The organism is Sphingobium sp. CR2-8 (assembly GCF_035818615.1).
Classification (GTDB): Bacteria; Pseudomonadota; Alphaproteobacteria; order Sphingomonadales; family Sphingomonadaceae; genus Sphingobium.
Genome location: NZ_JAYKZY010000002.1, coordinates 3,334,276 through 3,355,151 on the forward strand (window position 1 = coordinate 3,334,276; position 20,876 = coordinate 3,355,151).

Consider the following 20,876-nt stretch of genomic DNA (forward strand, 5'->3'; position numbering starts at 1 on the left):
AGGCTAAGCCTTCCAAGGAGACCTGCATGTTCGACAAGACCTATTACGCGACGCATCCGGATATGATGGAGTGCGTATCGAACGAGGAATTGCGGGATCGCTATCTGATCGGCGGGCTGTTCCGCGATGGCGAGTGCGTGCTGAACTATACCCATGCCGAACGCTTCGTGATCGGCGGCGTGGCGGTGGTCGATGCGCCCGTGAAGCTGCCCGCGCAGAGCGAACCCGCGTCGGCGGCGGGCCATCCCTTTCTTGAGCGGCGCGAACTGGCGATCGTCAATGTGAGCGGTGTCGAAGGCACCGTGACCGTCGATGGCGAGGTCTTCACGCTGGGCAACAAGGATTGCCTCTACGTCACCATGGGCGCGGCGGACGTGACTTTCGCGGGCGCCGGTGCGCGCTACTATCTCGCCTCCTGCCCGGCGCACAAGGCGTTCACGACCCGTAAGCTGGGCATCGCCGACGCCAATGCGCTGGAGCGTGGCAGCCTGGAGGAATCGAACGAGCGGACCATCTTCCAGCTGGTCATTCCCGGCATCTGCGACAGCGCGCAGCTGGTCATGGGCCTGACCGTGCTCAAGCCCGGTTCGGTGTGGAACACCATGCCCCCGCACATCCACGAACGCCGCAGCGAGATCTATTTCTATTTCGAGCTGGACGGCCCGGCCGACCGCGTCTTCCACTATATGGGCGAGGGCGATGCGATGCGCCACATCGTCATGGCCAATGAGGAAGCGGTGATCTCCCCGCCCTGGTCGATCCATATGGGGTCGGGGACCAAGGCCTATGCCTTCATCTGGGCGATGGCGGGCGAGAACCAGGATTATACCGACATGAACGTGCTGGATATCTGTCAGCTGGCATAAGTGCGGCAGAAGGTGACGATGGGATGAATGTCTTCGATTTGACGGGCAAGGTGGCGATCGTCACCGGGGCCAATACTGGCATCGGTCAGGCGATCGCGCTGTCGCTGGCCGCTGCGGGCGCGGATATCGCGGCGGTGGGCCGCACGCCGGCGCAGGAGACGGTGGAGAAGGTCCGCGCGCTGGGCCGCCAGGCGGTGATCGTGTCGGCCGACCTGTCCAGCATCGCACCCGTGCAACAGGTGGTGGACGAGACGGTCGCGGCGCTAGGCGGCCTCGACATATTGGTCAACAATGCCGGGATCATCCGCCGCGCCGACAGCGTGGACTTTACCGAGGCGGACTGGGACGCGGTGATCGACACCAACCTCAAGGTCCTGTTCTTCCTCTGCCAGGCGGCGGGGCGGCACATGATCGCGCAAGGCAGTGGCAAGATCGTCAACATCGCGTCCCTGCTGTCCTTCCAGGGCGGCATTCGCGTGCCCAGCTACACCGCGTCCAAGAGCGGGGTCGCGGGGCTTACCAAGCTGCTGGCGAACGAGTGGGCGGCCAAGGGCGTGAACGTCAACGCGATCGCGCCGGGCTATATCGCGACGAACAACACCGCCGCGCTACAGGCCGACGAGACGCGCAACCGCCAGATCCAGGAGCGCATCCCGGCGGGCCGCTGGGGCGAGGCGTCGGACATCGGCGGGGCGGCGGTGTTCCTGTCGTCGAGCGCGGCAGGCTATATCCACGGCCATACCCTCGCGGTGGATGGCGGGTGGCTCGCGCGCTAGGCGACGCCCAAGCGATCAAGGACTCGGTTCGGACGGGCAATCCAGAGAGGGACTAACCCTCCCCCCAACCCACAGGAAGAGGAGGATCGATGACCGCATTCACCCGGCGCGCCGCGCTGACCACGGTCGGCTTTGCCATGACGGGTCTGGCCTGCCCTACGCTCGCCGCGCCGAAAAAAAGCGGCGCGCGGCCGGGACCCTATCTGATCGGCGCGGACATCAGCTGGATTCCCGAGGATGAGGCGGCGGGCGCGCGCTATTTCGTGGGCGATGTGCAGAAAGACCCGATCCTGTTGCTGCGCGACGCCGGGTTCAACGCGATCCGGCTCCGTATCTTCGTCGATCCGGCCAAGGGCTATGCCAGGCGCGAGCCGGACAAGGCCTGGGCGGGCCTCGACCAGACGATCAAACTCGGCAAGCGAATTCGCGACGCGGGTCTCTATCTGGTGCTGAGCTTTCATTATAGCGACAGCTGGGCCGATCCGGAGCATCAGGGCGTCCCGGCCGCTTGGACGGGCTATGATCTTCCCGCACTCGCCAAGGCGGTCGAGGCGCATACGCACGATACGCTGGTCGCGATGCGGGCGGGCGGCGCGCCGGTCGATATGGCGGTGATCGGCAACGAAACCACGTTCGGCATGCTGTGGCCCCATGGCCGGGTGAAGCTGTCCACGTCCACCGGCAATCCCGTCACCGACGCCAATCATGCCAGGGTGGGCGCGGTCGGCGGCTTCGATGGTTTCGCGCAATTGCTGCGCGCCGGGATCGCAGGCGCGCGACGGGCCGAACCCGATGTGCAGATACAGCTGCACAATCATCTGGGCCGCCATTGGCCGATCGTGCGCGAATGGACCGACGCGCTGATCGCGCGGAAGGTGGATTTCGACGTCATCGGCTTTTCCTGCTACCAGCAACGTGCGCAGGGCGACTGGGCGACGAGCTTTGCGCAATTCGTGAAGCGCTATCCCGACAAGGGGCTGCTGGTCGCCGAATATTCCAGCCGCAAACGCTATATCAACGATCTGGTCCATGCCATGCCGGGCAAACATGGCTGGGGCGCGTTCATCTGGGAACCGACGCGCCATCAGGAGGCGGTTTTCGACCGGAACGGCCATAATGCCGGTGAAGGGGCCAAGCCGGACCTGATTTCGCAGGGGTTGAACAGCGCAGAGGCACCGGGCGGCCTGGCGGGGCAGCAACCCGCGCCCAAGCCGCAAGCCGCAGGGCCAATGGGCCATGGCGGCGACTATGTCGCCAATCCGCTGCTCGACCTCTATGGCGAGATGGCGAAGGCCTATCGATGATGAGACGGCGGGATTTTGTGCTGGGGCTTGGCGCGCTGACGCTGGCGGCCTGTACGACGGGACAGACGGGGCAGTCGGACGATGTGCTGGTCTTCGCCTATTTCACCACCGGCAAGGCGGGCGAAGCGGATGGCCTGAAGCTGGCGGTCAGCGAGGACGGCTTTGCATTTCGCACGCTGGCGGGCGGGCGCAGCGTGCTGGTGCCGTCGGTGGGCGAGAAAGCGCTGCTGCGCGATCCGTTCCTCTTTCATGACGGACAAGTCTATCATCTGTTGTGGACCACTGCCTGGGAAGGGGTGACGATCGGCCATGCGACCAGCGCCGACCTGATTCACTGGTCGGCGCAACAGGCGATCCCGGTGATGCGGGACGTACCCGGCACGCGCAATTGCTGGGCGCCCGAAGCGATCCGCGACCCGCGCACTGGGCGCTATGTCATTGTCTGGTCGAGCACAGTGGAGGGACGCTTCACCGAAACGGCGGGCGCGTCGGAATCCGGCTATAATCACCGGCTGTGGCGGTGCGAGACAGCTGATTTCAAGCACTTCTCCAAGGCCGAGCCGCTGTACGATCCTGGTTTCAGCGTCATCGACGGCAGCTTTGCCGATGGCCCCGATGGGGGTCTCTATCTGATCGTGAAGGACGAGACGGTCGCGCCGCCGCGTAAATGGTTACAGGTCGCCAAAGCGGACAGCCCCACCGGGCCTTTCGGCCCACTGTCGCCGTCCTTCTCGCCCGCCTGGGTCGAGGGGCCGATGACGACGCGGATCGGGGATGCGCTCATCTGCTATTATGACGTCTACAAGGAAGGGCGATGGGGCGCGGCGATGACGCGCGACATGGCGGCGTGGCAGGATGTCAGCGATCGATTGACCATGCCCGCAGGCGCGCGCCACGGATCGCTGCTGCGCGTGCCGCGCGCGCTGGTGGACGCAATCGGATGAGCACCGCTTAGGGCGCGCAGCGTCGCGTCACGTCGGGCGGCAATATGTCGACCAGCCGCTGGCGCACGACATCCGCCCAGATGCGATAGCCGCGCGCATTCATGTGCACGCCGTCAGGCTGGTAATTGTCGCCCAGCTTGCCATCGACCATCAGCGGCGTCGTGATGTCGCCATAATAGGCCGCGCGCATATGGGGCAGGAAATTCCGGGCGGCGGCATTGAACAGGCGCTGCTCGCCCATAAAGGATGCGCGGCCCGGGCTGGGCTTGGCCGACAGCAGCAGCACCGGCACGTCGGGCAGCAGACGATCGCGCAGGTCGAACAGGCCGGCCAACTGGCGCATCACCGTGCGCACCGGAACGCCACCGGCGATATCATTTTCGCCGACATAGAGGATGAGTGCGCGCGGCCGCCCCTCCCTAGCCTTGATATTCGCGAAGCGTGGCAGGATGTCGGTCAGCACCGCGCCATTGATACCGCGATTTTCGGTCTTCCAGGGGGCCATGTCCCGTTGCAGGCTGATCCAGCGATGGATCGAGGAACTGCCCACGAACCAAAGCGCGCAATCGCCCGTGGCCATGCCGCTTTCGGGCAACACTGCCTGCGATTCGCGATACCGGCCATAGACGCGCCAGCCCACGATGATGACCGCGAAGACGAGCAGCGCCACGAGCAGCTTGGCCAGGGGTGATGCATCGATGCTGCGCATGGGAGCGGCCTTTCAAGGATGGGCGTGAGGGCGGCTTTAGGGTCGGAAAATATCCATTCTGACCCGATATACCAGCCATTCACCAATTTTTTTTAAGGGTCTGCAAGCACCATGGATTTACGTCACCATAGGTCCAGGGGTTTGCATATGGGTAAAAATCCGTCGATCGACCTCATCAAGGGGGTTCTGATCCTGCTGGTGATGGTGGGTCACGCCATGGAGATTGCCGGGCAACAGCATCCATTGCTGTGGATCGGCGCGGGTTTCCGCATGCCCCTGATGATCGGCATATCGGGCTATCTGCTCAATATCGCCCGTACCCGGCACGAGCGAATGGCTGTGCTGCTGGGCCACTATGGCGAGCGGATGCTGCTGCCCTGGCTGGTGGCGCTGATCGTCTATGTGGTGATCACTGGTTGGCCGCTGTCCTGGACCACGCCGTTGCAGCTGTTGCTGCAACCGCCCTATCATCTCTGGTATATTCCCGTCCTTTTCTGCCTGATCGTCTCTGCCCGGCTGCTCCCTTTTTCGCCGTTGCTGCTGCTGGCGATCGGCACGCCGTTCAGCCTGGCGATCATGTATGGGTTCGGCCTGGATCATGCGCCGATCGGCGCTACCCTGTTATCCCCCGACAGCCGCTATCTACGCTATCCGGTCTATTTCTTCTTCGGCGCGCTGATGGCGGAAAAGGGACTGCCGACCCGCCATCTGGGCATCGCCATGCTGGTGATGGCGCTGGGCCTGCTCTGGTGGTCGGGATTGCGGGGTAGTGGCAACACCCCGGCCCTTGTCCCGGCGCGGCTGATGATGTGCTTGGGCCTGATCGCGTTGCTGCCGCGATTGGCTGCGCTGCGCCTGTCGTTCGCGCCGCTCAATCGGATCGGGCGGGACAGCCTGTTCTTCTATCTATGGCATCCGCTGGTGATGGACATATTGTTGGCGATCGGAGCCAATATGGCGGCAACCCTGGCGCTGTCAGTCGCCATTCTGATGGCAGCCAGCCACCTGTTCGCGCCCCGCGCCTCGATCCGCCGCCTGCTGGGCAGCGCACCGGCGCGGCGCGAGAACGGCATGGCGCCGATACCGGACGCGGGTGTGCAACCGGCCTGACGCGCGTCAGCGTCTATAGCTTGCCATATTTCGCTTCGAAGCCGGCAATGTCGCCAGCGGCCAGATATTTCGCCTGATCGACCCACTGGTCGCGCACCGGGCGGCCCTTGAACGTGCCGAGCCTGGTATCGATCGCCGCGATGTCTGCGTCGCTCCAGTCGGCGATCTGGGCGAAGCGGGTGACGCCCAGATCGGTCAGAAGCGCCTTCAGCTTGGGACCGACCCCTTTGAGGCGCAGCAGGTCGTCGCTTTCGTCTGTGGCGGGGGCGGGAGACGCGGCGGTGGCGGGCGCAGGCATCGGCTCGGGTTCCGGCGCGATGGGGGCGGGCTGAGGGATGGGCGCGGGCGGGGCTACAGGCGCGACCGGCTCCACCACGATCGGGGCTGGCGTTACGGGCGCGGCAATGATCGGATCGACGAAGGGCGTCGGCGCGGGGACCGGCTCGATAGGCGCAGGCTGAACGGGCGTGGGCGCGACGGACGGTTCTATCGGCTCATCGGCCTTGCGCTTGCCCGACAACAGGAAGACGAGCGCGATGACCACCAGCAACCCGACCAGCAGCCACAAGCCATAGTCCATGAAAAATTCCTGCATCGCCCAGTCTCCCCTTCACTATCCTGACGCTATTTAAGGATGGTTTCCGGCGCGCTGCAAGAGCCGCGCGCTATTGCTCCTCGCGCGCAACTTCGCGCCAGCCGATGTCGCGGCGGCAGAAACCGGTCGGGAAGTCGATGGCATCCACCGCGGCATAGGCGGCCGCCTGCGCCGCGCCGACCGTATCGCCGGTGGCCGTGACATTGAGGACGCGCCCGCCATGGGCGACCAGAACGCCGTCTTTTTCCGCGGTTCCGGCATGAAAAATCTTGGCCCCGCCCTGCTCCGCCGCGGCGATGCCGCCGATCGCGCCGCCCTTGTCCGGTGTGCCAGGATAGCCGTTCGCCGCCATGACGATGGTGAGCGCCGTACGATCCGCCAGTTCCACCGGCCCCTGATCGGCAAGGCTGCCTTGCGCGACGGCAAGCAGCAGGTCGACCAGATCGCCGTCGAAACGGGTCATCAGCACCTGGCATTCCGGATCGCCGAAGCGGGCATTATATTCGATCAGCTTGGGGCCTTCGGCGGTCAGCATCAGGCCGGCATAGAGGACGCCCGAATAGGGCATGCCTTCGGCTGCCATGGTTTCGACGGTCGGCCGGATGATCGTTTCGATCACCTGTGCCTCCAGTTCGGGCGTCAGCACGCGGGCGGGGCTATAGGCGCCCATGCCGCCGGTGTTGGGACCGGTGTCGCCATCGCCGACGCGCTTATGATCTTGGGCCGAGCCGAAGGGCAGGATGGCGACGCCGTCGGTCAGTGCGAAGAAGCTCGCTTCCTCGCCGGTCATGAATTCCTCCAGCACCACTTCCTCGCCCGCCGCGCCGAACGCGCCGGAAAACATGGTGTCGAGCGCCTCGATTGCTTCCTCACGGGTTTGCGCGATGATGACGCCTTTCCCTGCGGCCAAGCCATCAGCCTTGATGACGACCGGCAGCGCGAAATCGTCGAGCGCGGCGAGCGCGCCATCCTTGCTGGTGACGCGCACATAGGCGGCGGTGGGGATGTTCGCGCGCTGGCACAGATCCTTGGTAAAACCCTTCGACCCTTCCAGCTGCGCGGCCTTCTTGCTGGGGCCGAAGACCGGCACGCCCATGGTGCGCAGATTGTCGGCGAGGCCATCGACCAGCGGCGCTTCCGGCCCGATCACCACCAGCCCGATCGAATGGCGGGTGCAGAAATCCAGCACGGTGCGATGATCCGTGGCGTCGAGGTCGACCAATTGCGCATGCTGGGCTATCCCCGGATTGCCCGGCGCGGCATAGAGGGCCTTGAGCGCAGGCGATTGCGCCAGCTTCCACGCCAGCGCATGTTCGCGGCCGCCGCCGCCCAGCAGAAGGATGTTCATGTCGCCCATGTCCCCGGAATTTGATGCCTATGACAGTTCGGGCCGCCTGTTAGCGGAGGAACGCCTGGGGGACAACGCGCCGCCGCTGTCCATCAGCGAATTGTCGGGCCTGCTCAAGCGCACGGTCGAGGACCGGTTCGGCCATGTCCGGTTGCGCGGCGAGATTTCGGGCTTCAAGCGGGCGGCGTCGGGCCATCTCTATCTGGCGCTGAAGGACGAGAACGCCGTGCTGGACGGGGTGATGTGGAAAGGCGGCGCGCAGCGGCTGGCCTTTGCCCCGCAGGACGGGGTGGAGGTGATCGCGACCGGCAAGCTGACCACCTATCCGGGGCGGTCCAAATATCAGATCGTCATCGAGAAGATGGAACTGGCCGGCGAAGGCGCGCTGATGGCGCTGCTGGAGAAACTGAAAGCCAAATTGGCGGGCGAAGGGCTGTTCGCGGTGGAGCGGAAGAAGCCCCTGCCCTTCCTGCCACGCACGATCGGGGTCGTGACGTCGCCGACCGGCGCGGTGATCCGGGACATATTGCATCGTCTGGCCGATCGCTGCCCGACCAACGTGCTGGTCTGGCCGGTTCTGGTGCAGGGTCAGGGCGCGGCCGAACAGGTCGCGCGCGCGGTGCGGGGCTTTTCCGCCATGGACGGGAGCGGCTCCGTGCCCCGGCCCGACCTGGTGATCGTGGCGCGCGGGGGCGGGTCGATCGAGGATCTGTGGAGCTTCAACGAGGAGATCGTGGTGCGCGCGGTCGCCGACTGCACCATACCGATCATATCGGCGGTGGGGCATGAGACGGACACGACCCTGTGCGATTACGCCGCCGACCGGCGCGCACCGACGCCCACGGCCGCTGCCGAAATGGCGGTGCCGGTACGGGCCGAATTGCTGGCGGGGTTGAGCGAGATGGGTCTGCGCGCCGGACGGGCCGTGCGGCGCGGCGCGGGGCAGGCGCGCGAACGACTGGAGATGCAGGCGCGGCTGATGCCCACGCCCGATATGCTGCTCAGCCCCCAACGGCAGCGGCTGGACCAGCTGTCCGATGGATTGGTGAGCGGATTGCGCCACCGGCTCGCCGAGGCGCGCGGGCATCTGGGTCAGGCGGGCGGCGCGCTGCGGCCCGCGCTGTTGCGCCAGCATGTGATGCGTGCAGGCGAGCGGCTCGACCGGTTGAAGCTGCGCCCCGACTATCTGCAACGCGCCCTGTCGGAACGCACCGTTGCTTTCGACCGGGTGTCGCGCCATTTCGGTTCGCTCGATCCCGACCGGCCGCTGCAAAAGGGCTATACGCGCGTGATGGCGCAGGGGCGACTGGTGCAGTCGGTCGCGGCGGCGCAGGCGGCAGGGCATGTGACGCTGCATTTCAAGGACGGCACGGTGGACGCCGCCATCGGCGATGCGCCGCCCCCGCTTGAGAAGGCCACGCTGGTCGCTATATCTTCCCCATCCCGGCCCGCGCGAAAGGTGCGTGCGATCGACGAAACGCCGCAGCAGGATCTGTTTTCCTGATCGCGGGCAAAGAGGCCTGAACCGATGTTGATGTCCAATCGGGACCGGATCGCCCGGCTCCATTATATGCCCTACAGTTTTCGCGTGTTGCAGGCGGGCGACCATGTCGTCTGCGCCGTGACCGGGCGGAAGATCGCGCTGGAGGATCTGCGCTACTGGAGCATCGCGCGGCAGGAACCCTATGCCAGCGCCGATGCGTCGGTGCAGGCGGAGTTGCAGGCGCGCGGCGCGCGATGAAGGGGATCGGCCTGGCGCTACTGCTGGCTTGTGCTGGCTCGGCCGTCGCGCAGCCCGTCACCCGCGCAGCGTCCATGGCGAACCGCGCCGATTTCCAGCTGACCGGCACGGCGACGCAGGGCGGGATGCTGACCGGTATCGCGCCAGCGGGGACGGTGGCGTTGCAACTGGACGATCAGCTGGTGCCGGTGGACGCCGACGGGCGCTTCCTGATCGCGTTCGACCGCGATGCCGGGCCGACTGCGCGCCTGACTGCACGCTTGCCGGATGGGCGGACAATCGATCGCCCGCTGACCGTCGCGTCCCGTGACTGGCGGATCGAGCGGATCGACGCGCCGATGCACCCGACCAAAAGCAGTGAGGCCTTTCTGACGCTGCGCAAGCCTGAACTGGCGGCGATTGCCGCCGCGCGCGCGACGGTGACCGATGCGCAGGGTTGGCGACAGAGCTTCATCTGGCCGCGGGTCGGCCGGATTTCCGGCCAGTTCGGATCGCAGCGCATCTATCAGGGGACGCCGGGCGCCTATCATGGCGGCGTCGATGTGGCCGGCACGACCGGCCTGCCGGTGGTGGCCCCCGCCGACGGGGTGGTCATCTTGGCAGCGACGGACAAGCCCTTCACGCTGGAGGGGCATTTGTTGATGATCGACCATGGTCATGGCCTCAACAGCGCCTTCCTTCATCTGTCGCGGATCGACGTGAAGCTCGGCGATCATGTGGCCCAGGGGCAACGGATCGGCGCGATCGGCGCAACGGGACGCGCGACCGGACCGCATCTGCACTGGGGCATGAAGTGGAACGAGGCGCGGATCGACCCGATGCTGATCGCCGGGCCGATGCCGAACGGACTGTAAGCTTTAGCTCACCCGCTTCATCCGGACGGCACGACCGCCCTCCACCTTGCCCAGGAAACTACCCATCGCGGCGCGTTTTATCTCGATCTTGAGACCGACTTTGGGATCGCGTCCCGTGACGACCTCGGTCGTCATCCACTGGGCGCCGTCGTCCAGCCCGATCTGCCATTTGCCATAGCCCAGGCTGCGCACAGATGTGATCAGGGCATCAACATGGCTGACGCCATCCTGCTGGGCGCTACCGCCATCATCGTCCCCGCCCCCCAGAAACGGCAATTTTGGAAATGAAAAACCAAAGAGCGTCTTGCGCGTTTTGTTAAGTTCGCTCTTGTCGAGAACGACGACCTCGTCGCGCTGGGCCGCAGCATCCATTGCGCCGACTTGCTGATCGAAACAGGCAAGACGCGCCGCATTGTCCGAAATCGACCTGCATTGAAGAAGGTTGGTGAAGATTTCCGGCCGCGGCTGCTGCCGAGGTGCGGCTTGCACCATTGGCGCCAAAACTAAGCACAAGAGCATCGCCAGAATCCAGCCGTGCTTGGCCCGCATAGTCGTTGTCCTTCCTAAAAACCTGTCGTTTGCTACCATGCACCGGCAAAGAATGACATTCCCATGATTATGCCTGTGATCGTGAACATGGCGGCGGCCCGACCATTTGCGACGCAGGAGCCACAATCGGTCAATCCACATCCCAATTGATGTACGATTGCTACAAGCCTTTGCAAATCATCGTAATAATCTTGCAATATTGCAGCAAAATGCCGGTGTGAGGCTTGTTGCATTTATGATACAGCCGGGTTCAAAAGCAGCCTTGCCCCTTCTCACCCGCTTTACAGCGCCCTGAAGCCCGCGCACTTTCCTGCGATCCATATGGGGGGACGCTGTCGGGCACCATATTCCTTCATATTGGCCACTAACGTGGCAGGCCATCTGCCAAACTCCAGAGCAAGGGACTGGAAACTTGAAGACAATCTCAAAAATGGCGCTGCTGCGCTGCGGTGCGGCGTCCGCGATGCTTGGCGCATCGCTGATGTCGACTCTTGGTCATGCGCAGGTGGCTGACAACAGCGCCGGCGAAGCCATCGTCGTCACCGGTTCGCGCATCGCGCGCCCTGACCTTGATACCGGCGCGCCGCTGGCCGTGGTGTCTGCCGAAGAATTCAAGCTGTCGGGCGCGGTCAACGTCGAACAGGTTCTGAATACGCTGCCCCAGGTTCTACCCGGCACGTCGTCCTTCTCCAACAACCCCGGTGGCGGCGTCGCGACGCTCAACCTGCGCGGTCTGGGCACGAACCGCAACCTGGTGCTGGTCAATGGCCGCCGCTGGATGTTCTTCGATACCACGCAGGTCGTCGATCTGAACACCATTCCGCAGTTCCTGATCGAAGGCGTGGACGTCGTGACCGGCGGCGCATCGGCAGTTTACGGTTCGGACGCAATTGCCGGCGTCGTGAACTTCCGCCTGCGCAACAACCTGACCGGCATTGAAGTCGGCAGCCAATATTCGATCACCGAAGAAGGTGATGGCGGCCGTTGGGACACGAATATCGCGATCGGTACCGATTTCGCCGATGGTCGTGGCCATATCACAGCCTATGGCGAATATTATAAGCGCAAGTCCATCCTTCAGGGCGCTCGCAGCTTCTCGCGCTTTACGGCGCAGGATGGCGCAGGTGTACTGACCCGCACTGGTGGCTCCGCGACCACGCCCGCCGGCCGCTTCGCAGTCCCCGGCACGGTTGCTATTGCGGCAGGCAATGGCCTGGGCGCAGTCACCCTCAACCGCGGCGCAGGTACGACCTATGGCTCGGCGCTGGGTGCAACCTTCGACAGCTCGACCAGCTCGTCGCGCAACTTCGTCACTGGTCCGGATACGTTCAATTTCGCGCCCGACAACTATTTGCAGGTGCCACAGGAACGTTGGTTGCTGGGCGCCTATGGCGACTATGAGATCAACGACAATGTCACCGCCTATATGGAATTGGCATTCGTCAACAACCGGGTCGCCAACGAACTGGCAGCGACGCCGGTCACTGGCAACTTCAACGTCAATATCGCGGCGGTGTCGCCGTTCCTGTCCGCTGCCGACATTGCGGCCTTCAACCAGATCGACGCCAACGAAACTGCCATAATTGCGGCAAGGACCGCTCGAGTTGCGCGTATTGCGGGTGAGTCGGATGCGGTTTATGCCGCGCGTGCTGCTGCGCAAGGCGCCCTCTTCACCGGTGCAAACGCCGCGTCGAACGCACCCGGCGTCATCAACCTGGGCGTGAGCCGTCGCGTCAGAGAAACCGGATCGCGCAACACGCTCGACGAGCGTAATGCGTTCCGCGCGCTGGCTGGCGTCCGTGGCGCCATCGGCGACTCCGGCTTCAGCTATGATGCCTTCTACAGCTATGCACGGACCCGCAACGCCAACGTGCAGGCCGGCAACATCTCGCGTCGTGCCTTCCAGGCCGGCCTTGACGGCACCGCTCCCGCGATCGACATCTTCGGTCCCGGCGCTCTGAGCCGGACATCGGTCAATCAGATCAGCATTCTGGCGCAGAATAACGACATTTCCACGCTCCAGGTCGCGCAGGCGTCCGTGAACGGTTCGCTGTTCAACCTGGGCTGGGGCGGTGACGACATCGGTGTCGAATGGCGTTCGATGGCATCGCGCTTCATTCCCGATACGGCGCTGTCGTCGGGTGACGTGATCGGCTTCAACGCCGGCAACCCGACCCAGGGCGGCTACAATGTGAAGGAAGTGTTCGGCGAAATCCGTATTCCGATCGCTGCCGATCAACCGTTCTTCCACAAGCTGGAAGTCAGCGGTGCAGGCCGTTATTCGGACTATTCGCTTGATGCGGTCGGTGGCGTTTCCACCTATGCCGGCGATATCCAGTGGGCGCCTATCCGTGACATCACGTTCCGTGGCTCCTACTCCAGGGCGGTTCGCGCACCTAACGTGTCCGAACTGTTCGGTGGCCTGCAGACCGGCTTCCCGACTGGCACCGATCCCTGCACGGCGCCGGCAGCGGCCGCTCCTGGTCCGCTGCGTGACACCTGCATCGCCACCGGCGTACCTGCGGCCAATCTTGGCCAAGGCGTGCCGTCGCAGTTGCAGCCCAACACGCAGTTCCAGTCGCAGACCGGTGGCAACCCCAATCTTCAGGCTGAAAAGTCGACCTCCTACACCTTCGGTGCCATCGTTCAGCCCACGTTCCTGCCGGGCCTGAACATCAAGGTCGATTATTTCAACATCAAGATCGGGAATGCGATCTTCGCGGCCGGCGGCGGCGCTGCGAACATTCTGAACCTGTGCTATAACACGTTCCAGAATGCCAGCAACGGCTTCTGCCAGTTGGTCGGGCGTAACGATGCGACTGGCGCGATTGACGGCACCACCAACGCCGATGGCAGCGTCGCTGTTGTCTTCGCCGGTGCGGCCAACCTGTCGTCGCTCAAGACCAGCGGTATCGATCTGGACATCGACTATTCGATCGGTTTGGGTAAGTTCCTTCTGGGTGAAGATGCCAAGCTGAACATTGCGTTCCTGGGCACCTATACAAAGAAGAACACCTTCGTTCCGGTCAACGGTGAACCCGACGTTGTCGAATGCGCAGGCTTCTTCGGCGCCAATTGCGGCAATCCGCAGGGCAAGTACAAGTGGACGACCCGTTTGACCTTGGTCGATGGCCCGCTGACCTCGACTGTTCGCTGGAGGCACATCAGCAGCACGCGTGACGACGATGATACGACCGATTATGTGGTCGAGAAGCTGAAAGCGTACAACCTGTACGACGTGGCCTTCTCTGCCGCAGTCAACGACAATCTGACCATGTCGTTCGGCGTCAACAACCTGCTCGACAAGAAGCCGCAGCTGATTGGTTCGAACGCCGAGCAGGCCAATACCTATCCCAGCACGTTCGACGTGCTTGGCCGCGACTTCTTCCTGTCGGCCAATATGCGCTTCTAATCCTGTAGGATCGTTAGCATCGGGGGGCGGTCCGCTTGCGGGCCGCCCCTTTTTGTTCGCTATGGTTCAGTCACAGTCGCCGCAGTCACAGGCGGAATTGGCGCAGACATTATTTGAACGATTGACCGTCTGACAGCGGTAAGGCTCATGGGGCGGAGCTGAAGCCGTTTTTGTGCTATGTTTGTCGAGGTAACGCAGAATGATGTCATCGGTGATGGCGCCGGATGTGGTCGAGAAATAGGCGCGCTGCCAGAAGCGTTGTCCCCAGTAGCGCTTGCAAATATGCTCAACGCCTGCTACATTTTACGCGACGACCGCCCACTTCGACAGACTCGGCCCCACGCACGGAATCGCTGACGCAGACATGCGGGGTATTTCGACGAACATGTGGACGTGATCGCGCGAAAGGACGTCGTGACGATCGTCACGCCCATTCGGCACAGACCTACCGGATGATCTCGTGACCCGCAGACGCCTCTTGCCATGCAGCAACTTGAACCGATATTTCGGTGCCCAGACGAGATGATAGCGGTGGTGAAATGTTGTGTGACAATCGCTGCTATAGCCCATAGCCCACGATGGCCTAGTCAAGGGCTGAACCCAGCATCCGACTGAAGTCGAAGGGATCGCTCTTGATGGAGGTCTCTAAAGTCTGCTCAGGCGCATCCCCGTCACGCCACGACGTCGAATGCCACGGTCAATCGCTCTCCGACAGTAAATGGCCGCGTTCCGTGAAACAGATAGCTAGGGAATAGCGCCAGGCGGCCGGGCTTTGGTTCGATCACTGCCAATGCTGGAATATCTAATGCCAGTTCGGCGGGTGGTGCGCCGATGTCGAGCCATCCGGCCTTCTCTTGCCCTCCGGACACAGGGGGCAAGGCGATGTAGCAGGCCGAACTCAGTACGCCTTCGGGATGGACGTGCTGCACATGAAAGCCGCCGCCGGTCAGTCGGACCGACCAGCTGCCGTAGAAGCTGAAAGGGCTGTTGCGAAAAGCGAGCAGTGGGTGCCGCGCATCGGCCGCTGGAAGCGCGGCGCGATATAGGCCGATGGCATCGATCAAAAGCTGTTTCAAAGTGCCTATGGCTGGTTCATGACGGTCAAGCAGCCGACCACGCGTCTGGGTTCCGCCCCGCAGCGACTGACCGATCGGATGAGCCTTGGCCCGATGCAACCCACGTAACGTATCGGCAAGATGCGTTAGCGCAGCGTCATCCATCGGCAAATCCTGCGTCGCGAAGAGGCCTGGCTGCATACATAGCCATTCATGGCGGGGATCATCCAGCAAGCGCCAGGCCAGCGACAGATGCGCCCACGCGTTGACCGACCGCAAATCGCCCATCGCCATGGGTTTGAGCAACGCCACCGCTTTTTCGGGATCGCCGCTTCGCAAAGCATGGCGCCCGCGCGCGAGCCGCGCCTGCGGCGTATCGGGTACCGTGGCAAAGGCCTTGTCGGCACGTTTCAGATCGCCCGTTTCACCTGCCAGCACCGCTTCGGTCAGCGCCATATCGGCCGTCCACGCGATCATAGAACGCGCCCGATCGATCGCAGCTAACGCGTCAGAATGTCGGTTTCCACGCGCAAGACATTGCCAATGGGCCATATGCAGCACCGGATCGCGCGGATGGCGGATGATGGCTCGGGCATATCCGGCTGCAAAATCCGTGTCGCCCGCCTCCGATAGCATACGTGCCAGACTATCCTGTCCCTTCAACCATAACGGATTACGGTCCACGGCATCCGCCAGCATCGCAATTCCCCCGTTCATCCCTGCGGCTTCCAGCTCTTCCGCCATCCCCATCGCCAGTTCGGGATCGTCCGGCGCCGTCGATATGGCTTGGCGATACCAGGCAATCGCATCCTCCTCGCGACCGCTTTCTGCGGCAATCCGGGCGCGCCCGTGCAGCGCAGCCGTGCAGCTAGGGTTGAGTGTCAGCGCCGTCGCAAATTCAACATCGGCCTCCCGCCGTCGGCCGAGCAGCCGCAACGCCGCTCCACGCGTCGTGCGTGCGGAGATATTGCGAGGGTCCGCAGCAATTAGGAGGTTCAGTTCGCTCAGACTATCATCAAGACGCCCCAGTGCCTGCAACGTGATCGCCTTGTTGAGCCGAGCATCCATGAAAGCTGGTGCAGCAGCCAGCGCGCGATCATAGTGGACGAGCGCCCCCGCAGCATCGCCAGCGGCATCCAGCAAATTGGCGTAATTATTGTTGATTTGCGGGTCATTCGGCGTCTGCGTAAGAGCCCTTGCAAAAACCGCGCGCGCTTGCGCTGTGCGGCCGGCCTTGCTTTCGACCAGAGCAAGCAGGTGCAATACGGACGCATGTTCGCCCACAGCGCGTAATATCTGGAGGAGATTTGAACGGGCCGCGTCGAGGCGTGCATTGCGGAAATCGGTTTCGGCACGCGCAAACAGCGCGTTGACATCAAGCATAGCCATGGCGTGCACGATGCCATTTCTCACCGTGCCCGTCTATCAGCAGCCTGTCATTTGTCGCGAAACCACCCCGTCAGCGCAAATCGTCCGGTCGGCGCAAAAGGCGGCACAAAACTGACATTGTGCCGCTGCGGCACCCGGAACAGGTTGAGCGTGTTGAACCGGGGGCGGAAGCCCGCGACGACATCACCATCCTCATCGTAGAAAAGAAGATAGCCGCCCCAGTCCGGCCGCCAGTCGAGCGCGCACATATTGAGCACATAGGCAACACGCCATCCTTCCCCATCCTGGCTGTCGTCGTGCATCGCCAGGAAGTGATTGGGACCGAAAAAGGTGGCCTGGGCATCGGCCTTCAGCAGTTCAGGAATATCCGTGACCTGACGGACAAGGTCCATCAAAGGCTGATCGTTGATATGTTCCAGAAGCAGATCCTGGGGACTTCCCGGGTTCCATTCTTCCTTATAGGCGTCCAGCAGCGGATATTGGGCATAGGCAAATCCGTAGTTCTGGCCGGTCATCACCTTGCCTACTTGTTGAAAGATGGCAGCCCGCTGCGGCGTGGGCATCTGGCTCAATTCTGCCTGCCGCAGGCGCCGTGGTCCGTCCTCACCCTTCCACGCCAGACCCCATGGCGTCTGCCGGGCCAGAATGTCGTGCACTATTCGGGCCGACTGGTCGGTGAGTATGTTACGAATCTGGACGCGGCCATCCCGAACGAAGCGCTCGGCCAGCATTGCGCGGTCAAGCAGCGGATTGATCGCAAAAAGGGCGATGGGCTCAGGCATGGATCGACGCTGTTCCTTCGTGGTGGCGATAACGCTATCGTTCTTTGAACGTCGTCCAACCTTGCAATCCCGTGACTGGCTAGGCAACAAGCGATAGTGAAATTTGAATTGAACCCCAATCTGGATATTGCCGCCCTATCGCGCACATATGCAGATACCGGACGTGTCAGTATCCATGATTTTCTGGCCGGAAATGCAGCACAACAATTGCACGATGCGCTGCGCGCCCGGAATGACTGGATACAGATCCTCAATAGCAAAGAGAAAGTGATCGAACTTTCACGGGAGGTCCGCGCCAGCCTTAGTACGGAGCAGATGGGCGCGCTTGATGACGCCGTCCATGCCGACGCCCGTTATGGCTTTCAGTATCGCTACGAATCCATTCGTATTCCCGACGGCATTGATGATCGCATCCGTAGCAGCGATGTTCTGGCTAAGTTTGCCCGCTGGTTTTCGAGCGATACGCCCCTGGCGTTGGTGAAGGCGATTACCGGCGAACAGGATATACTGTTCGCCGATGCGCAGGCTACAGCCTATTCACCGGGCGATTTTTTGACCGGCCATGATGACGCTGTCCCAGGCAAAGGCAGGCGCGCAGCCTATGTCTTTGGCCTGACGCCGGTCTGGCGCACCGAGTGGGGCGGGCTATTGCTGTTTCACGATGAAGGCAACGGAATGGTCGAGGGGATGATTCCAGCCTTCAACCGCCTCAATCTTTTTGCGGTGCCGCAGATGCACAGCGTCTCGCCGATCAGCGCTGCTGCCGGTTATCGCCGCTACGCAATAACCGGCTGGTTACGGAACCACATTCCCTAACGGCTCAGCCAACGCCCAATTTCAACGCCCCGTCGCCATCTTCCACCCGGACCGTCGATCCGTCAGGTACTTCGCCGCGCAGGATGAGGTCGGCCAGCGGGTCTTGCAGGTAGCGCTGGACCGCCCGTTTCAGGGGACGCGCCCCGTAGACCGGGTCGTAGCCGACGCGGCCGAGCCAGGCGCGGGCCTCGTCGGTCAGGTCGAGCACGATCTTGCGATCTTTCAACAGCTTGCCGATGCGCGCGACCTGGATGTCCACGATCGGGGCCATATGGGCCGCGCCCAGACGGTGGAAGAGGATCACCTCGTCCAGCCGGTTCAGGAATTCCGGGCGGAAATGGGCGCGGACGATCTCCATGACCTGCGGTTCGACCTTTTCCACCGGTTCATCGTCCGCCAGGCCGGTGAGGAACTGGCTGCCCAGGTTCGACGTCAGGACGATGATCGTGTTGGTGAAGTCGACCGTGCGCCCCTGCCCGTCCGTCAGGCGGCCATCGTCCAGCACCTGGAGCAGGATGTTGAAGACGTCGCCATGCGCTTTCTCCACCTCATCGAAGAGGACGACCTGATAGGGGCGGCGGCGGACGGCTTCGGTCAGGACGCCGCCTTCCTCATAACCGACATAGCCCGGAGGGGCGCCGATCAGCCGGGCGACTGAGTGCTTCTCCATGAATTCGCTCATGTCGATGCGCACCATGGCGCTGTCGTCATCGAACAGGAAGCCGGCGAGGGCCTTGGTCAGTTCGGTCTTGCCGACGCCCGTCGGGCCAAGGAACAGGAAGGAGCCGAGCGGGCGGTTGGGGTCTTGCAATCCCGCGCGGCTGCGACGGACGGCGGTCGATACCGCTTTCACCGCATCAGCCTGCCCAATGACCCGCTTGCCCAGCGTGTCTTCCATCGCCAGCAGCTTTTCGCGCTCGCCAGTCAGCATCCGCTCGACCGGGATGCCGGTCCAGCGGGCGACGACGCCGGCGATATCCTCCGCCGTCACTTCCTCCCGCAGCATCGCGCCTTCCGACGCGGTTTCCGCTTCGGCGAGCCGCTTTTCGAGCGCGGGGATGGTGCCGTAGGATAGTTCGCTCATCTTCGCGAGGTCGCCCGCACGCTGGGCCTGCTCCAGTTCCAGGCGGGCGGCGTCGAGCTGTTCCTTGACCTTGGCTTCGCCTGCGATCTTGTCCTTTTCGGACTGCCAGCGGGTGGTCAGCGCTGCGGATTGCTCCTCCAGATTGGCGAGGTCGGTTTCCAACGTGTCGAGCCGGTCGGCCGACGCCTTGTCGGTTTCCTTTTTCAGCGCCTCCCGCTCTATCTTGAGCTGGATGATGCGACGGTCGAGATTTTCGATCTCCTCCGGCTTGGACTCCACCTCCATGCGCAGGCGCGATGCGGCCTCGTCCATCAGGTCGATCGCCTTGTCGGGCAGGAAGCGGTCGGTGATATAGCGGTTGGAGAGCGTCGCCGCGCTGACGAGCGCGCCGTCGGTGATTCGCACGCCGTGATGGAGTTCGTATTTCTCCTTCAGGCCGCGCAGGATCGAGATCGTATCCTCGACCGTGGGTTCGCCGACGAAGACGGGCTGGAAACGGCGCTGGAGCGCAGGGTCTTTTTCGACATATTTGCGATATTCGTCGAGCGTCGTCGCGCCAATGCAATGGAGTTCGCCGCGGGCAAGCGCGGGCTTGAGCAGATTGCCCGCATCCATTGCGCCTTCGCTTTTGCCCGCGCCGATCAGCGTGTGCATTTCGTCGATGAAAAGGACGATCTGGCCGTCCGCGCCCTTCACCTCGTCCAGCACGCCTTTGAGCCGTTCCTCGAACTCGCCGCGATATTTGGCACCGGCGATCAGCGATCCCATGTCCAGCGCCATCAGGGTGCGGTCCTTGAGCGTATCGGGCACGTCGCCATTGGCGATGCGCAGCGCCAAGCCTTCTGCAATCGCCGTCTTGCCGACGCCGGGGTCGCCGATCAGGACCGGGTTGTTCTTGGTCCGGCGAGCCAGAATCTGGATCGTGCGGCGGATTTCCTCGTCGCGGCCGATGACCGGGTCGAGCTTGCCCGCGCGTGCCGCTTCGGTGAGGTCGCGAGCGAATTTCTTGAGCGCGTCGTAGCGATCCTCCGCACCCGCGGTGTCGGCGGTGCGGCCGCCGCGCAGACTGTTGATCGCCGCGTTGAGCGCTTCGGGCTTTACGCCTGCAGCGGCCAGCGCCTTCCCCGCCGTCGTGGTCGTGGCGAGGGTGAGTGCCAGCAGCAGGCGTTCGACGGTGACGAAGCTATCGCCCGCCTTGGTCGCGACCTGTTCCGCGCTGTCGAGAACGCGTACGGCGTCATTGTCGAGCCCGGGCGTTTGCTGCGCGCCGCTGCCGGAAACGGACGGCACCTTGGCAAGCGCCGCATCCGTGTCGCGCAACGCCACGGCCGCATCGCCGCCCGCCGCCTTGATAAGGCCGGACGCCATGCCCTGATTATCTTCCAGCAGCGCCTTCAACAGATGTTCCGGGCCGATCCGCTGATGGCTCATGCGGATCGCCACGGTTTGCGCCGATTGCAGGAAGCCCTTGGCGCGGTCAGTGAATTTTTCGAGGTTCATGTGCATCCACCCAATATGATGCCAGCGATGTAGTGTTGCTCA

Annotated in this window: 17 protein-coding genes and 1 pseudogene; 10 read left to right on the forward strand and 8 right to left on the reverse strand. The window is 63.2% G+C overall.

The annotated features are described in order from the left end of the window. Positions 1-26 precede the first annotated feature (26 nt). The 4 genes from kduI to U5A82_RS20375 all read left to right on the forward strand — a co-directional run bounded on the left by kduI (position 27) and on the right by U5A82_RS20375 (position 3,890). The gene (kduI, locus tag U5A82_RS20360; protein WP_326292669.1) at positions 27-866 is read left to right on the forward strand and encodes a 5-dehydro-4-deoxy-D-glucuronate isomerase; all 840 of its coding nucleotides are present in this window, start codon (positions 27-29) and stop codon (positions 864-866) included. A gap of 23 nt (positions 867-889) precedes the next feature. Continuing rightward, on the forward strand, positions 890-1,642 hold the full coding sequence (gene kduD, locus U5A82_RS20365; protein WP_326292670.1) for a 2-dehydro-3-deoxy-D-gluconate 5-dehydrogenase KduD: 753 nt from the start codon (positions 890-892) through the stop codon (positions 1,640-1,642). Positions 1,643-1,731: 89 nt separating this feature from the next. After that, positions 1,732-2,946, forward strand: coding sequence for a glycosyl hydrolase 53 family protein (locus tag U5A82_RS20370; protein WP_326292671.1), 1,215 nt, complete (start codon positions 1,732-1,734; stop codon positions 2,944-2,946). Then, positions 2,943-3,890, forward strand: a complete 948-nt coding sequence (locus U5A82_RS20375) for a glycoside hydrolase family 43 protein (protein ID WP_326292672.1) — start codon at positions 2,943-2,945, stop codon at positions 3,888-3,890. Before U5A82_RS20370 ends, U5A82_RS20375 begins: the two co-directional genes overlap by 4 nt. A 7-nt stretch (positions 3,891-3,897) precedes the next feature. On the opposite strand, the gene U5A82_RS20380 is transcribed toward U5A82_RS20375, so the two are convergent. After that, on the reverse strand, positions 3,898-4,599 hold the full coding sequence (locus U5A82_RS20380) for a GDSL-type esterase/lipase family protein (protein ID WP_326292673.1): 702 nt from the start codon (positions 4,597-4,599) through the stop codon (positions 3,898-3,900). 147 nt (positions 4,600-4,746) lie between these two features. Between U5A82_RS20380 and U5A82_RS20385 the strand changes: the two genes are divergently transcribed. Beyond that, positions 4,747-5,709 carry an acyltransferase gene (locus tag U5A82_RS20385; protein ID WP_326292674.1) on the forward strand — a complete coding sequence of 321 codons (963 nt, stop codon included), beginning with the start codon at positions 4,747-4,749 and terminating at the stop codon, positions 5,707-5,709. Positions 5,710-5,722: 13 nt separating this feature from the next. Here the strand turns inward: U5A82_RS20385 and U5A82_RS20390 are convergent, their stop codons facing one another. Together U5A82_RS20390 and purD are read right to left on the reverse strand one after the other, a co-directional pair. Further along, positions 5,723-6,304, reverse strand: a complete 582-nt coding sequence (locus tag U5A82_RS20390) for a hypothetical protein (RefSeq protein ID WP_326292675.1) — start codon at positions 6,302-6,304, stop codon at positions 5,723-5,725. Between the two features lie 70 nt (positions 6,305-6,374). Further along, positions 6,375-7,652 carry a phosphoribosylamine--glycine ligase gene (gene purD / locus U5A82_RS20395; protein ID WP_326292676.1) on the reverse strand — a complete coding sequence of 426 codons (1,278 nt, stop codon included), beginning with the start codon at positions 7,650-7,652 and terminating at the stop codon, positions 6,375-6,377. A 7-nt stretch (positions 7,653-7,659) separates the two neighbouring features. On the opposite strand from purD, the gene xseA reads away from it, so the two are divergent. The 3 genes from xseA to U5A82_RS20410 are packed head-to-tail and all read left to right on the forward strand — an operon-like array spanning position 7,660 to position 10,247. Next, positions 7,660-9,156 (forward strand): exodeoxyribonuclease VII large subunit, encoded by a 1,497-nt coding sequence (xseA, locus tag U5A82_RS20400; protein WP_326293011.1) that lies wholly within the window; start codon positions 7,660-7,662, stop codon positions 9,154-9,156. Positions 9,157-9,180: 24 nt separating this feature from the next. Next, positions 9,181-9,393 (forward strand): DUF2093 domain-containing protein, encoded by a 213-nt coding sequence (locus tag U5A82_RS20405; RefSeq protein WP_326292677.1) that lies wholly within the window; start codon positions 9,181-9,183, stop codon positions 9,391-9,393. Continuing rightward, positions 9,390-10,247: a M23 family metallopeptidase gene (locus tag U5A82_RS20410; protein WP_326292678.1), complete on the forward strand. Its 858-nt coding sequence runs from the start codon at positions 9,390-9,392 to the stop codon at positions 10,245-10,247. The genes U5A82_RS20405 and U5A82_RS20410 overlap by 4 nt, the downstream gene beginning before the upstream one ends. Before the next feature lie 3 nt (positions 10,248-10,250). Here the strand turns inward: U5A82_RS20410 and U5A82_RS20415 are convergent, their stop codons facing one another. Further along, positions 10,251-10,796 (reverse strand): hypothetical protein, encoded by a 546-nt coding sequence (locus tag U5A82_RS20415; RefSeq protein ID WP_442802194.1) that lies wholly within the window; start codon positions 10,794-10,796, stop codon positions 10,251-10,253. A 412-nt stretch (positions 10,797-11,208) separates the two neighbouring features. Between U5A82_RS20415 and U5A82_RS20420 the strand changes: the two genes are divergently transcribed. Beyond that, entirely contained in the window at positions 11,209-14,208 is a 3,000-nt protein-coding gene (locus U5A82_RS20420) for a TonB-dependent receptor domain-containing protein (protein ID WP_326292679.1), read from the forward strand. A gap of 66 nt (positions 14,209-14,274) precedes the next feature. Here the strand turns inward: U5A82_RS20420 and tnpA are convergent. The 3 genes and pseudogenes from tnpA to U5A82_RS20430 form a co-directional block, all read right to left on the reverse strand. Continuing rightward, positions 14,275-14,778, reverse strand: a pseudogene (gene tnpA, locus U5A82_RS21765) (IS200/IS605 family transposase). A 101-nt stretch (positions 14,779-14,879) separates the two neighbouring features. After that, positions 14,880-16,652 carry a 2OG-Fe(II) oxygenase family protein gene (locus U5A82_RS20425; RefSeq protein ID WP_326292680.1) on the reverse strand — a complete coding sequence of 591 codons (1,773 nt, stop codon included), beginning with the start codon at positions 16,650-16,652 and terminating at the stop codon, positions 14,880-14,882. Positions 16,653-16,699: 47 nt separating this feature from the next. Then, positions 16,700-17,383 carry a 2OG-Fe(II) oxygenase gene (locus tag U5A82_RS20430; protein WP_326292681.1) on the reverse strand — a complete coding sequence of 228 codons (684 nt, stop codon included), beginning with the start codon at positions 17,381-17,383 and terminating at the stop codon, positions 16,700-16,702. A gap of 147 nt (positions 17,384-17,530) precedes the next feature. On the opposite strand from U5A82_RS20430, the gene U5A82_RS20435 reads away from it, so the two are divergent. Beyond that, positions 17,531-18,250, forward strand: coding sequence for a 2OG-Fe(II) oxygenase (locus tag U5A82_RS20435; protein ID WP_326292682.1), 720 nt, complete (start codon positions 17,531-17,533; stop codon positions 18,248-18,250). A 4-nt stretch (positions 18,251-18,254) separates the two neighbouring features. Here U5A82_RS20435 and clpB read toward each other — a convergent pair whose 3' ends face one another. Continuing rightward, the gene (gene clpB, locus U5A82_RS20440) at positions 18,255-20,834 is read right to left on the reverse strand and encodes an ATP-dependent chaperone ClpB (protein WP_326292683.1); all 2,580 of its coding nucleotides are present in this window, start codon (positions 20,832-20,834) and stop codon (positions 18,255-18,257) included. Positions 20,835-20,876 lie beyond the last annotated feature (42 nt).

Excerpts from the sequence above, each read along its gene's own strand:
- kduI (WP_326292669.1), top strand. The coding sequence starts at position 27 with ATGTTCGACAAGACCTATTACGCGACGCATCCGGATATGATGGAGTGC.
- kduD (WP_326292670.1), top strand. The coding sequence starts at position 890 with ATGAATGTCTTCGATTTGACGGGCAAGGTGGCGATCGTCACCGGGGCC.
- U5A82_RS20370 (WP_326292671.1), top strand. The coding sequence starts at position 1,732 with ATGACCGCATTCACCCGGCGCGCCGCGCTGACCACGGTCGGCTTTGCC.
- U5A82_RS20375 (WP_326292672.1), top strand. The coding sequence starts at position 2,943 with ATGATGAGACGGCGGGATTTTGTGCTGGGGCTTGGCGCGCTGACGCTG.
- U5A82_RS20380 (WP_326292673.1), bottom strand. The coding sequence starts at position 4,599 with ATGCGCAGCATCGATGCATCACCCCTGGCCAAGCTGCTCGTGGCGCTG.
- U5A82_RS20385 (WP_326292674.1), top strand. The coding sequence starts at position 4,747 with ATGGGTAAAAATCCGTCGATCGACCTCATCAAGGGGGTTCTGATCCTG.
- U5A82_RS20390 (WP_326292675.1), bottom strand. The coding sequence starts at position 6,304 with ATGCAGGAATTTTTCATGGACTATGGCTTGTGGCTGCTGGTCGGGTTG.
- purD (WP_326292676.1), bottom strand. The coding sequence starts at position 7,652 with ATGAACATCCTTCTGCTGGGCGGCGGCGGCCGCGAACATGCGCTGGCG.
- xseA (WP_326293011.1), top strand. The coding sequence starts at position 7,660 with ATGTCCCCGGAATTTGATGCCTATGACAGTTCGGGCCGCCTGTTAGCG.
- U5A82_RS20405 (WP_326292677.1), top strand. The coding sequence starts at position 9,181 with ATGTTGATGTCCAATCGGGACCGGATCGCCCGGCTCCATTATATGCCC.
- U5A82_RS20410 (WP_326292678.1), top strand. The coding sequence starts at position 9,390 with ATGAAGGGGATCGGCCTGGCGCTACTGCTGGCTTGTGCTGGCTCGGCC.
- U5A82_RS20415 (WP_442802194.1), bottom strand. The coding sequence starts at position 10,796 with ATGCGGGCCAAGCACGGCTGGATTCTGGCGATGCTCTTGTGCTTAGTT.
- U5A82_RS20425 (WP_326292680.1), bottom strand. The coding sequence starts at position 16,652 with ATGGCTATGCTTGATGTCAACGCGCTGTTTGCGCGTGCCGAAACCGAT.
- U5A82_RS20430 (WP_326292681.1), bottom strand. The coding sequence starts at position 17,383 with ATGCTGGCCGAGCGCTTCGTTCGGGATGGCCGCGTCCAGATTCGTAAC.
- clpB (WP_326292683.1), bottom strand. The coding sequence starts at position 20,834 with ATGAACCTCGAAAAATTCACTGACCGCGCCAAGGGCTTCCTGCAATCG.